We start from the raw sequence: 13,488 nt of genomic DNA on the forward strand, positions 1-13,488 counted from the left end.
AAACAGCCTCATGTTTATTTAATTGTGCGTGGTATTACTCAACTAGTTGGCGGACTAATAGCTAGCGGTTTGAATATTAAAGTTAAATGGTCGAGACATATTTGACACTTTGTGAGCACCGTAGTAACGCACTATGTAGTAGTACTCTTTACCATCGTGAACAGGCATCCAGTACGACCCATCTTCTACTTGTTCACTGGCGAAAGTAATGGTGATGTTGCCGTTCTCATCCGGTAGAGTGTTGTATGCGTTGAAGACGTCGTTTTGTCTAGCGTAGGTGTTACGAGTTTTTCCGTCGTAACGAGTTACGGACCAGAAGTGATCGACATTAGCGTCATAAGGAAGAGTAATAACATGCGGGGTCGACCCATTTAATGTGTCGCCTTTATTATTTGATCTCCAAGGTTGATAGATAGCGTGGCCGGTTTGGAAACCTAAGTGCCCAATAACACCAATTGCGCGACGTTCATGATTTTCAGATGCGTAATCAATGTGGTCAAAAAGCCCTGTATTATCTAAAACTTCAACCGCGCCACTGAGGTAACGGACTCCTACTTTTAAGTGGGTGACTTTGTAGTCAAACTGTGAGAAATCAGACACTCTGGTCAATTGAGTGATATTTTTTTCTGGTACATCGTGTGTCTCTAGAACCCACTGAACAGGTGCTGTTTTTACATATTCCATACTCTCTTTTGAGGTCGGTGCGTCGATTTTTAGAGCGTCTTGAATTGGGTATACCTCAGCCGTTGCATCTGGTGTATATACTTGCACACGAATGAATAAGTGTGGGTAATCAGATGGACTAACGATGACATTTTCTGCGCCTACACGTTCTATTGCTGCACTGTAATCTGTTCCCGCTCTCACTACGGCAAATTCCCCTTCTGGGTGGTACTTATCCATAATGGTGTAGTGCTCTTGATCCGTTAATTGAAACGAGAAGTAACGATCATTTGCCACTTTGGGTGTGGTGAAAAATACAGGGCCATCCGTTAATTGCAGTACCGCTTTTGAGTAAATATGGTCAAGCGCAGGTGTCACTACATTGTCAGTTCCTTCCGTTGGAAGTTCACGAGTATGGATGAACTTGTTAGTACCGCCAGCCTGATTGACGACATCAACCATGAAGTTTGCATGATGAGTGATGATGTAGCCTTGGTACATCTCTTGTGTTGCAGGTTTTATAAGGTGCTGCACGGAAAGTGCACCGATTACTGCTACTGATGCGGTAGCGCCAAGTAGTATTTTGGTTGTCTTTTTCATGGTATTCCCCAATTGTTGCAGTAGATTAGAATTTGCAGTCTTAAAAGAGTGCGGCATTGCTATGGCTTTTGTTTACTAGCTCTATGTCGTAGCTACTGCTGTGCTTTGTTAGAGGAACATTAAGGTTTTTAGTTATGCGTATCTAATGACTAGTTTGTATTTTGATTATACTATTGAAGGTATAACGTATGCGTGGTGAGGAGTAATGAGACAATGCGTCCATTTCAACAACTTGATCTCAATTTATTACGAGTTTTTAAAGTTCTATCAGAAGAGCTGCATACTGGTCGCGCAGCGGAGCGGTTATGTACTACTCAACCTGGTGTTAGCCGCTCACTATCTCGATTACGAGATCACTTCGAAGATAGGCTCTTTATTAAAACCCGAGATGGTTTGGCTCCAACCCCTATGGCAGCGCGTTTAGCTTTAGTCATTCCTAATACTCTTGATAGCCTTTCAGACACGATTGAGTCCCTAGAAGTTTTTGATATAGAGAAAAAGTCAGGGGTTTTGAAAATTGCAGTGAGTGCATTTTTAGCGGTTTCTCTACCAGCGAAACTGCATTTAAAGCTGCGAGAAGTTGCCCCAAATCTTCGCCTTGAGGTTGAAAACTGGGGAGCTGCTACTGCTAATAGTCTGGCAAAAGGGGAGCTAGACTTTGCTCTTAATTACTATCCAGTCGAGTTGCCTAAAGAGGTTATCAGTCGCCCATTAACGGAAGATACTTTTCAGCTTCTAGCCAGAAAAGACCACCCCTTAGTGGGAAGTACGGTTCCAATAAAAGAGTATGAAAATTATCCTTTTGTCTCAACGATTGTTAAAGGCTGGAATGATAGAGCAACGATCGTAAGCCGCATTATCGCCAATAAAAATTTATCGATTGATATGTGTTATCGTTCGGAGGCATTTAGCTCTGTTGTACAAGTTGTCGCTGAAACAGACTCTATTTTACCTTGTACTGCTCTATTAGATGAGAAGCAATTTCCACAGCTATCACGTGTTCCAGTGCCAGAAGGAGTAGAAGTCCCTGTTGAAGAAGTCCGTTTCTATTCACACCAGCGTCTAAGACATGACCCTTACCATGAATACCTGTTTACTCTGATTAAAACGATAATTGACGAGCTATAAATTGGGACGCTGTACTCTAGCCTAGACAAATAAAAGCCCTAAGACTTAAACGAATTAGGGCTTTTTTCGTATTCAAAGTGGACACTTAATTAGCTAGAAAACTGAACCACCCCCAAATCTACCGCGGTTTGTAAATCCACCTTGTCTTGCACTAACGCTTGCAGCGCTGCTTCGCTGAGCAGCATCACAGAGGAAGGCGTTGCAGATGACGGAGTAGCGTGAACTTCAACGCGGTTTCCATTGGTGACTTTCGTCCACAGGTGGCTATCTACGAGATAAATATACGTGACTGATTCAAGGTCAACCTTTTGATCTTTTGCCATCAAGGTTAACCACCAACTGGCTCGTTTTAGCCCTTGTTTTCCTTCAAGTGCTTCAATGCGTTGTAAGTGATTGTGTTCAAGTGCTTCTTGGGTTGCTATCGCAATATCCAGTGAACCTGGGAAGCTTTCAGTAAATGGGTTATTAAATTGCCCATCATAGGAGCAAGCGTTAGTCGCAAAGCTTGCCCCTGATGTGGCGAAGCCTAATAACAGCAATGAAAATAGTGGCTTCATATTCGCTTCCTATGGTGTGACGATGTTGAACCAGAAATTAAAGGTATCAAGCATGCTGACAAAGTCCTTAAAGACCTTCTTATCACCCTTCAGTTTAATGTCACCATTTGCGATGGCTTTCTCTAGGGTTGTTAAACCAAGCTGTACATCATCCAATGCAGCCTTGGTCAGTGTAATGGATACATCTGGGTCATCATCCAACTTCGTAGTGTGGTTAAGTACGGAGTTTTCGATGTAAAGGGTGTACTCCTCATTGAGGTCGGTAAAGTTGATATTCAGTGTGTAATCTTTACCTGCAGCTTTTTCTGGCAACAATCTTACGGCTAGGTAGTCAAAAAGCATCTCTGGTGGCATGTTTTTAATGATGTCAGGTGATGCGGTATTTGTACCACCTGAAGAGGGTGTGCCATTTCGAAGCTCATACGCACCTTGTAGGTAGACCGAACGCCATGGGCCTGATTCTGCTTGATACCCTAGCTGTTCATAGGCGTCAGCTAGTAGAGACTTACCCTTTTTACTTTGTGGATTGGCAAACACGACATGTTTAAGCACTTCTGCTACCCAACGATATTTCCCATCATCAAAATCTTGCTTAGCTTTAGTAATTACCGCTCTTTCGCCGCCCATGTATTCCACGTATTTCACTGCGGCATTGGTTGGTGGTAGGTTATTAAGATCCGATGGGTTACCGCTATACCAACCCATGTAACGCTGATAAACCGCGCGGCTGTTGTGTCGAAGGGTTCCGTAGTATCCGCGAGTGCTCCAGTTATTCTCAATTTCTTCTGGGAATTGAATGATCTCTGAAATCTCAGAGCCAATGTATCCCTGGTTCATTAGGCGAACCGTTTGGTCATGGGTGTATTTATACATGTCACGTTGAAGTTTGAAGTAGTCAACGATCTCTTCTTGTCCCCACATTGGCCAGTGGTGACTTTGGAATTTAACATCGACTTCATCCCCCCACATTTCGATCGTTTCATTAAGATAGAAAGACCACTTCAACGCATCACGAACTTGTGCGCCACGCAGGGTTAAAATGTTGTGCATCGTATTGGTGCTGTTCTCAGCCATCCACAACGCTTTTTTCTCGGGTATCCAAGTATTGATTTCGGTTGGTGCTTCTGAGCCAGGTGTGTATTGGAATACCATTTTTATTCCGTCAATCGTATGCTCTTCACCGGTTTTTTCGATAATGAGAGTCGGGCGAATGAGTGTCGCTAGACCTGTAGAAGTGGTTTGCCCTAAGCCGCCATTGACACTGCCTTGAGCGTTTTTAGGAAGCAGCGCACCGTACATATAGATTGCACGACGACCCATCGCATTACCTGCGATGACGTTTTCAGAGACAGCATGCTCAGTAAAGCCGTGAGAGGCAATAATTTGGACGTTACCAGCTTTCACATCTTCTTCATCAACGATGCCACGTACACCGCCAAAGTGGTCGATATGACTGTGGCTATAGATGACCGCTGTGACAGGGCGTTCGCCTAATTCCGAATTAATAAACTCTAATGCGGCTTTTGCTGTTTCTTGAGAAATCAGTGGGTCAAAGACGATCCAACCTTTGTCGCCTTCAACAAAAGTAATGTTGGTTAAATCGTAACCTCGAACCTGATATATGCCATCGGTGACTTTAAACAGGCCGTTAATGACATTGAGCTGTGCATTTCGCCATAAACTCGGGTTAACACTGTCGGGGGCTTTAGCATCAAGTGTGATGAATTTCTTGTACTCTTCAAGATCCCAGACTACATCTCCGTTGTCGTTAGTAATCGTCACGACATCTTGCTTTGCGATAAAGCCTTTCTGAGCACGTTCAAAATCTTTGGTGTCTTTGAAGGGTAGTGTTTTATAGAGTGCTTGGTTAGTATCGATAGTGGACTGGCTCGCAGGCTTGGGCTCAGTTGCGATGACTGCCGTCGATATCACTATCGATGCCAACGATATAGCAAAACGGTTCATAGTTAGTTCCTTCTTTATGTGCGCTGTTGCGTAAATAAAGCGTAGAAGATAACTCGTTAATTTTCTGAGAATTATTAAGACATTTTTGGTTTTATGTCACGGCTCACAATGACGCGTGAGGTTACTGGAGTAACCGTTAATATTGGAAGGTAGAGTTAAGAAGGCCGAATGACGAGCCTTCCTATATTGGCGCTAATGTTGGTTGCTATATTGCTAAAAATGGTTATGTCATCTGTGAAGGAGATAGCTGAAAGTGGCGTTTAAATTCTCTAAAAAACTGCGATTGGCTGCTGTAACCGACAAGGTTGGCCGCTTCGCTGGCTCGTTTCCCCTCGACAGTGATGAGCTCTTTCGCTTTATCTAAGCGTACCTTTTTGACGTATTGCATTGGCGATTCACAGGTCACTTCTTTAAAAGCACGATGGAAAGCAGACACACTCATGTTGGCGTCTTGAGCTAATTCATCGACATTAACGGGTGATGAAAAGTTACCGTGTAATCTATTCAGGACTTTGGCTATTCTCGAGTAGTGACTGTCTTGTGCTACTAGCCCCATTAAAGTATTCCCTTGTGGGCCAATCAATACTCGGTAGACGATCTCTTTAACCAAATCTGTTCCTAGAATCTTGGTTTCTGCATCATCTTGTAGGCACTTTAGCAACCTGATACAAGCATCTGAAAGGTCGTCAGTGACTTGCGCTTTTTGCAAGCCTCGAGTTGAGGTCTTCGGTACGGAAACATCGAGTTGATCGACTAATTTGTTGAGAAGAGGAAGATCAACATCGACACATAAGCTCAGAAGTGGTTCGTCATTATCATTGAACGCCTCGCATTCTAAAGGCAGTGGAACACCAATGACCAAGTAATCACCCACACCATAACTCACTGCATTTTCAGCTAAATGAATACGTTTGCTGCCTTGTCCCATAATGATGATGCCTGACTGATACAGCAAGGGCCTACGAGGGCTTGATGTTGGAGCATAATAGAAACTGACCCCATCCAATTTGGTTTGGAATATACCTTCAGTAGCCGTTAACCCGTTTGAATGGGCGTAGGCTTGCATTGCACTTGTCAGTGTTTTCATCATTACTCTCCGTTCTTTAGCTAATCGCTAATCTATATGTTAAAGCAGGAATAGGCAACGAAATTCGATTTTTTAACCTTTTTATAAGTTACCTCGATAGTATTATGCACCCAGATAATGAGGCAGACTAATAACAACGGAGTAATGGCGCATGAAGTTTAATTATGTAAACCCAACAAAGATCTTATTTGGACAGAACCAAATTGAGTCGATAGCGGGTGAGATTAGCAGTGATCAGAAAGTACTGGTTATTTATGGTGGAGGCTCGATTAAAATCAATGGCGTTTACAATCAGGTTGTATCGGCGTTAAAAAATCATAATTGGGTTGAGTTTTCAGGCGTTGAGCCTAATCCAACGAGAGAAACTCTGGATAAAGCCGTTGAGCTTGTTCGCCGCGAAAAGATTGACTACATATTAGCAGTTGGTGGTGGAAGTGTAATTGATGGCTCAAAATACGTTGCTTCTTCAGCGTTATACGAAGGTGACGGTTGGGATATTGCTTCAAGCAAACATGAAGTGGTCAAGGCACTTCCTCTAGGCGCGATCCTGACACTGCCAGCAACGGGCTCTGAGTCTAATGGTGGTGCTGTGATTTCGAGTCTTACTACTCAAGAGAAGCTCGTGTTTTTCTCTCCACTTGTTCAGCCATTGTTTGCAGTGATGGACCCTGATGTGATGAAAACTTTACCAGAGCGCCAACTTATTAACGGAGTGGTCGATGCGTGGGTTCACGTGTGTGAGCAGTACCTAACAACGGTAAATCAAGCCTATGTACAAGATGGATACGCAGAAGCGCTATTACGCAGTTTGCGAAAGTTAGGCAATGATTTTAATCAACGTGATAGTGACGATTGGCGTGCGAACCTAATGTGGTCTGCAAACCAAGCACTTAATGGGCTTATCGGTGTCGGTGTAGAACAAGACTGGGCGACCCACCAAATGGGCCATGAATTAACAGCGATGTTCGGTGTTGATCATGCTCGTTCTTTGGCGATTGTTCAGCCTGCTATGTTACGTAACCAAATTGCGACAAAACGAGCGAAGCTAGAACAAATGGGTGTGAACGTGTTTGGATTAGAATTGAGCGAAGATTTAGCCGAACGCACCATTGCATCGATAGAAGATTTCTACCAGAGTTTGAATGTTGAAACACAACTAACCAACTACGTAGGAGAAAAATCTCAAGTAATTGAAAATCTCTGTCATCAAATTGAGAGTCATAATCCACAAGGCTTAGGTGAGCATCAAGCAATTAAGGTGACTGATAGCAAAACAATACTAGAGGCGGCAATTAAGTAACGATTTAGAATCTACCCCTTCTAAAATAGCGCCACAATATGAATTGTGGCGTTTTGTTTTCTAGTGGAATCGATTTCGCTCATTGCGCTAGTCCATAGAGTTCATATAGCCACGTTCCCGATTACACATTGTGGGATAAATCTCGCAGGTAAAGTAGGATTAGGCATTAAATTAGGACTTTTATCTATTTTTAATATTATCCTTCGGAGTATTATGCACTAGTGACAATGATAAAGACTTATAACAATTAAGGAATAACACATGAAATTCAATTACGTGAACCCGACTCAAATCCTGTTTGGACAAAACCAAATTTCCGCAATCAGTGAGCAAATAGCTCCTGAGAGTAAAGTGCTGGTGATTTATGGTGGCGGTTCTATCAAAAGCAATGGTGTTTATGACCAAGTGACATCTGCTCTGAAGAATCATAACTGGGTTGAATTTTCAGGTGTTGAGCCAAACCCAACAAGAGAAACGCTAGACAAAGCGGTAGCACTGGTACGCAGCGAAAATGTTGACTATATCTTAGCGGTTGGTGGCGGAAGCGTTATTGATGGCTCTAAATATGTGGCAGCAGCGGCTATGTACGATGGTGAAGGTTGGGATATTCCGGCTGGAAAACACCAAGTGACTCAAGCTGTACCACTAGGTTCTATCTTAACCTTGCCAGCAACGGGTTCAGAGTCAAACGGTGGCTCTGTCATTTCAAATGCCGCTACCAAAGAAAAACTGGCGTTCATGTCTCCACTTGTTCAACCTCGATTTGCAGTGATGGACCCAGATGTAATGAAAACACTGCCAGATCGTCAGCTAGTTAATGGCGTTGTTGATGCTTGGGTACACGTTTGTGAGCAATACCTGACCACGGTTAATAATGCGTACGTTCAAGATGGCTATGCAGAAGTATTGCTTCGTAGCTTGCTCAAACTAGGCGGCGACTTTGATAAGCGTGACAGCGATGAATGGCGTGCAAACCTAATGTGGTCTGCAAACCAAGCACTTAATGGTTTGATTGGTGTTGGCGTAGCTCAAGACTGGGCAACACACATGATTGGTCATGAACTAACGGCAGCATTCGGTGTTGACCACGCTCGTTCGCTAGCCATTGTTCAGCCTTCATTAATGCGCAATCAATTAGCAACTAAACGTGGGAAGCTTGAGCAAATGGGTGTAAACGTCTTTGGTTTAGCGCAAAGTGATGATCTAGCTGAACGCACCATTGAAGCGATTGAAAGCTTCTACCAAGGCCTAGGTGTGGCGACGCAATTAACCGATTACGGGTTAACGGCAGAGCAAGCTGTCGATAAAATCACGGCTCAAATTGAGAGCCACGGTTTATTGGCACTGGGTGAGCATCAAGCGATCACATTAACTGAAAGCCGTAAGATCTTAGAAGCTGCAATTCAGTAACTTAAAGCGACTTACTATTCCTGTAATTGAATAGTAAGTATTAGAAAAGCGCCACGATAAACTCATACAGAGATATCGTGGCGTTTTTGTTTTGGGCTTACCTTTGTATGTACTTATCTTTGTTATGACCTAGAGCTTCGGAATAACGATGGTGAACCTAGCGCCTCCTAGGTGACTGTCATCAACGGAGAGAGTCCAACCTAGATTTTTGGCAGCTTGATTGGCAATAGCCAACCCTAGTCCAAAGCCGCCATTGTTGAGGTTTCGACTTTCATCTAATCGAGAGAAGGCTAGGAAGATCTCGTGCCGTTTACCCAACGGTATCCCTTGTCCGTTGTCTTCTACGTCTATCGTCCAACTACATTCAAATTCATTAATAGAAACGTCGACGGTGCCGTTCCCATAGTTGATGGCATTTTTTATTAGGTTATCGATAGTGAGTTTAGCAAAACATTTAGCGCCAAACGGATGTTGTTGCGATAGGGCTGGGTCTATACGTAGCGTCGTGTTTCTGTCGCCAAACATTGCAATTCGGTGGTTACATATTTCAGCCAAGTGCAATTTCTCTGAGTGCGGAACCGTGCTGGTGCAGCGCTTATTAGTCAGCCGAGATAACTGTAAAATATCAGAGGTGAGTAGCGAAATATCTTCGATATATTGGTCGATATTGTCATGAAGCTGCTCTCTGTTAATGGTATCTTCGCGACGCAATAGATCACTTGCCATTTGAATTCGGCTAAGGGGTGTTCGCACTTCGTGTGGTATCGCGTGGGAGAAGATTTGAGACTCTTTTACTCGAGTTTCGATATCGTCAGCCATGACATTAAAACTCTCAGCAATCTCCTTTATTGGGGAGATATGATAAGCGTCAGCTCGGACACTCAAATCCCCTTTACCAAACGCTTCTTGAACCGCCAGTAATTTATTGATTCGTTTATTTACGCGGTGCAGAGGAAGGTAAAGCAGTACGGCAAGCGCGATACTCATGGTGATAAATAGCATCAAGAAAAAGTGGTTATCTCTGTCTTCATACCAAGGCGTTTCTGCACTGATGGGATCTTCAGTCTCGGTAAATAGTAGGAAATCGGATGAATTTGGAATAGGAAGCGCGACAGCAAATAAGTCGATGTCGTTGATGTGTATTTCAACGCCGTTTTTGTTTGAAAAAGGTTCGCAATCTATGCAGTATCGCGTGATCTGCTCTGAGCCACTGATAACTTGCAATTTATAGTCGTAGAACGAATGCTCTTTTTTATCACTTAAGTGTTGATACAGCCCATCGGTTTCAAAGCGGCTATTGACATAATGTTGTAGGTGAGAGGATGCCGTATCAAGGACGGTCTCTCTATCGCCTTGGCGGACATAGTCATCGCCTAGCTGAATAAAAATGACAAATGTGATGATCATGCCTATTAAACTTTCTAGATATAAGCACTTAAACATAGATCTTGGTTTGGTTGTGATCTTCACTAGCTGCAACCTACTAACTTGTAGCCTTGGTTTCTGACGGTTTTGATGGCAGCACCAAATACTTCAGCTTGAATCAGTTTTTTACGTAAGCTAGAAACGCGCATGTCGATTGAGCGATTATTTGAACTGTATTCAATCCCTCTCACTGCTTGACAGCAATGCTCTCTTGAGACAGCGGTACCGGCATGTTCAATTAACACTTGGAGAATTTCAAACTCAGACTGAGTGAGGGCGATTGGCTTTTGTTGATAGTACGCCGCTTGATTATCACTGCTAATGACAATGCCGTAGGCATCGGTGATGTAACTGGGCTTTTGAGCCAGTTTTGCTTGGTTATAACGACGCATCAAAGCTTCAATTCTAGCCACGAGAATATGGCCCCTGATGGGTTTTGTCATATAGTCATCGGCACCAAGCTTGAGCAATGACACTTCACTCATCTCATCTTCTGATGCGGTCAGAATAATGATCATGCCTTGATAGAACTCTCTTGCTTCACGGCAAATATCAACCCCCGATTTCCCAGGAAGCATGAGGTCTAAAATAACCAGATCAGGCTGAGTGAGTTTGATCTTATCTAATGCTTGTAGCCCATCGCTAATAACACTGACTTGATAGCCTTCCGCTTCAAGATACATTTTTGTTAGTTGGGCAATAGCAGCGTCATCTTCGACCAATAAAACGTTACAACTCATTTTCATTCACTCTACTTATGTATTTGCGTCGCATTATATGGAAATCGATTGCGCCGACAATAACGGTGAGAAATTTATCCTGAAATTGGAGTATTTAATTCATTACAGTCAATGCTTACATCTGCTTACAAAGCGAATTTTAATGGATTGGTGTTCTGTTTAATAACCTGATGCATAGGAGAAAAACGTAAATTGTGAGCAGTTAATATTCATATAAGACTATTTGTGAAGAAATGTGATGAATTACTTCACCCTAGGCACCTTACGAATTATTGACGCAGTCAATGTATTGTCTTTTGTACACCTAGACATTTCCCTCTTCGCTATTACTATTCGCCTCGAAAAAGCCCCCAAGCACGATTAATTTTTTTGACGTATCTAGCAGGAAAAAGCATGCTCAAAACGAAATATATTTACACAGCATTATTGGCTGTAGCACTCACTGGTTGTGGCTCCGATGATGGTAAAGGTGGGACGAGTGGCGGCTCCTCTACTGGGAATACTGGAACAAAAAGCAGCCAAGTGGTTACTATCGGATCTATTTCGAAAACTCTTCCCCAGACTCTGGATATAGCTACAAGCTCGGGTTTTAACATGTACATCCCTGTCTCGGTTAATCAAACCAAGTCACGATCTGGTGGTCAGTTAAACACCAATGAGACGATTCACATCATTGCGTATTTTGATGAAAAAAAATACGTAACGGATGAAGAGCGGGCAAAGCAGCGCAACATTACACAACGTAAAACTGAGCGCGCGGCAAACATTATGCAGCACTTTTTATCTAACCTGCCAGAGTCTACCTACGGGGTCGATAAATCTTCAATTGCTCAACTCATGGCAAACCGTCAAGCGACCTTGATCCTTACTGCAAACGATGATGAAAATGATCAAATGCTGACTAAGCTCTTTGTCGAAGAAGCGTTTCGACAGGGTAAATTGCAGCAGTGGGTTGATGATGCTGATCAAAAAAATTCTAATAAACTCGATACCTCCAGCGTTGAGAAGTTCAGCAATACACTGGCCCAGTTTGATGCTGACTACCCTGCTCAGTTTAAAGCGGTGATGGATAAGATATTAGTTGGTATTCAAACGAGCCAGAATAGCCAGAAATGGCTTGTTCATAGCCAGTCGTTAATGTTTAGAGAGTTAACGGTTGAGGGCGATTGTCACTACATGAGTAACTTTGCCAACTACTGTGAAGATTTAGGAAAGCATGCGGATCGTGACGCTGGTTTTGAGGAAATCCTTCACTTAGTTCAAGCGCAAGGTATCGCACCTAACCCTAAGTTCAAAGCGTTTCAGGATCAATTCCAGCAACGTGCTCTTGATTTGTATAACCGACATGATGCCGGTCAAGATTCTGTTTGGCAACCAACGCAATCAAGCTGGAACGATTGGCTTTCTGACGATATCGATCCAGAACTTGGGCCAAGTTATTCGCATGAATATTTAGCGGCTGCGTTTGAGGCGTACATGGGAATGTGGGAACACCGTTCTTCAGGCCTAGACAGTTATCAGGCCTTAACTCGACGTGATATGCGTAATGACGATTTTGAAGCGGCATTTTGGATAGAAAACATGTTCCACGACTACCTTCAATATACTGCTCATATCGATTCAGCTGGCGTTGAAACTTATTATAAAAACCGTTTCGCTCAAGGTGGCTTAACTCCAACGTTTCATATGTCTAAAAGTACTCATCCCCCTGTGGAACCGTATACCTTCAAATCTCGTTGGTTGGTGAATGCGAAGATAGTTGGCGATGTGGCGATGAATTTAACCGCCAATGACCAAGACAACACCATTGAGGGAAATAGTCAGAATAATGTAGTGGACGGTAAAGATGGCGTTGATACCTACATCGTGTCAGAAGACTTCTCTAACTGTACAATTCTTCATCAAAAGTACACAGACTCAGTGAACTGCCCAAGCACGGGAATTGATGAGCTGATGAACTTCGAGAAAGTTAAGTTCAACGATCAAGTTATTAGCCTAACAAAGTTAAACGGTTGATAGTCATTATTACAGGCCTATCTATTAGGTTGATCGGTTAGGCCTGTATCTGCGTGAAGCTATGTTTGGATGGATTATGAAGCGACAACAAGGATTCTCACTGTTTGAGATGGTGATCGTGATTGCAGTTGTTGGGCTTTTGTCTGCCGCTGCAATTCCGAGTTACTTTAATGTAAGAGACGGAGCGAAAGAGGCCATCATTCTCAATACTGGGCAAGCTGTCATTAGCGCCAATGCTTCTGTATTGGGTGAGGCAATACTTGAAGGTAAGGATGAGGGGCGAACCAAAATCGGTGAGGTAAAGGTTTGGAACGGTAATATTGTATTGAGAGCTAATAACTTAGAGCGAGCATTAAAGACAAATTTACAGGTCGTTAATTACAAGCTCTTTAATCAAATTGGCAATGAAGATACGGCTATTCTTCACGGCGTGTACATTATGCATCGTGAGGATTATCAATCGTATAAAAGCTCTGGGACATTACCGTCGTGCTTTGTTCGAGCTGTTCAACGTAAGAATGGTCAGGGCAAGCCGATGATCGATACGAATACCAATATGTGTTAACCGCCTATCAGTTGTCTTTTAGAGAGCCCCAT

The 13,488-nt window shown here is 43.1% G+C and carries 11 protein-coding genes; 5 read left to right on the forward strand and 6 right to left on the reverse strand.

The features are described from left to right. Positions 1-54: 54 nt before the first annotated feature. Positions 55-1,263 (reverse strand): DUF1254 domain-containing protein, encoded by a 1,209-nt coding sequence (locus L4D20_RS00685; RefSeq protein ID WP_428799642.1) that lies wholly within the window; start codon positions 1,261-1,263, stop codon positions 55-57. Between the two features lie 213 nt (positions 1,264-1,476). Here L4D20_RS00685 and L4D20_RS00690 point away from each other — a divergent pair, with 213 nt between their 5' ends. Next, positions 1,477-2,391 carry a LysR family transcriptional regulator gene (locus tag L4D20_RS00690; protein WP_428799643.1) on the forward strand — a complete coding sequence of 305 codons (915 nt, stop codon included), beginning with the start codon at positions 1,477-1,479 and terminating at the stop codon, positions 2,389-2,391. An 89-nt stretch (positions 2,392-2,480) separates the two neighbouring features. Here the strand turns inward: L4D20_RS00690 and L4D20_RS00695 are convergent, their stop codons facing one another. The 3 genes from L4D20_RS00695 to L4D20_RS00705 form a co-directional block, all read right to left on the reverse strand. Continuing rightward, positions 2,481-2,948: a hypothetical protein gene (locus tag L4D20_RS00695; protein WP_428799644.1), complete on the reverse strand. Its 468-nt coding sequence runs from the start codon at positions 2,946-2,948 to the stop codon at positions 2,481-2,483. Between the two features lie 9 nt (positions 2,949-2,957). Next, a complete protein-coding gene (locus L4D20_RS00700) occupies positions 2,958-4,913 on the reverse strand; it encodes an alkyl/aryl-sulfatase (RefSeq protein ID WP_428799645.1) in 1,956 nt (651 codons plus the stop codon). A gap of 223 nt (positions 4,914-5,136) precedes the next feature. Further along, positions 5,137-6,000 carry an AraC family transcriptional regulator gene (locus L4D20_RS00705; RefSeq protein ID WP_428800722.1) on the reverse strand — a complete coding sequence of 288 codons (864 nt, stop codon included), beginning with the start codon at positions 5,998-6,000 and terminating at the stop codon, positions 5,137-5,139. Positions 6,001-6,151: 151 nt separating this feature from the next. Between L4D20_RS00705 and L4D20_RS00710 the strand changes: the two genes are divergently transcribed. Together L4D20_RS00710 and L4D20_RS00715 are read left to right on the forward strand one after the other, a co-directional pair. Next, on the forward strand, positions 6,152-7,300 hold the full coding sequence (locus L4D20_RS00710; RefSeq protein ID WP_428799646.1) for an iron-containing alcohol dehydrogenase: 1,149 nt from the start codon (positions 6,152-6,154) through the stop codon (positions 7,298-7,300). 261 nt (positions 7,301-7,561) lie between these two features. Then, the gene (locus tag L4D20_RS00715) at positions 7,562-8,710 is read left to right on the forward strand and encodes an iron-containing alcohol dehydrogenase (protein WP_428799647.1); all 1,149 of its coding nucleotides are present in this window, start codon (positions 7,562-7,564) and stop codon (positions 8,708-8,710) included. 129 nt (positions 8,711-8,839) lie between these two features. Here L4D20_RS00715 and L4D20_RS00720 read toward each other — a convergent pair whose 3' ends face one another. Further along, entirely contained in the window at positions 8,840-10,117 is a 1,278-nt protein-coding gene (locus L4D20_RS00720) for a HAMP domain-containing sensor histidine kinase (RefSeq protein WP_428799648.1), read from the reverse strand. A 62-nt stretch (positions 10,118-10,179) separates the two neighbouring features. Further along, entirely contained in the window at positions 10,180-10,875 is a 696-nt protein-coding gene (locus tag L4D20_RS00725; protein WP_428800723.1) for a response regulator transcription factor, read from the reverse strand. Between the two features lie 393 nt (positions 10,876-11,268). On the opposite strand from L4D20_RS00725, the gene L4D20_RS00730 reads away from it, so the two are divergent. Beyond that, on the forward strand, positions 11,269-12,891 hold the full coding sequence (locus tag L4D20_RS00730; RefSeq protein ID WP_428799649.1) for a hypothetical protein: 1,623 nt from the start codon (positions 11,269-11,271) through the stop codon (positions 12,889-12,891). 76 nt (positions 12,892-12,967) lie between these two features. Beyond that, positions 12,968-13,456 carry a type II secretion system protein gene (locus L4D20_RS00735; protein ID WP_428799650.1) on the forward strand — a complete coding sequence of 163 codons (489 nt, stop codon included), beginning with the start codon at positions 12,968-12,970 and terminating at the stop codon, positions 13,454-13,456. Positions 13,457-13,488: the final 32 nt, after the last annotated feature.

Origin of the sequence: Vibrio kyushuensis (genome assembly GCF_050337325.1) — a bacterium.
GTDB classification, from domain to species: domain Bacteria; phylum Pseudomonadota; class Gammaproteobacteria; order Enterobacterales; family Vibrionaceae; genus Vibrio; species Vibrio kyushuensis.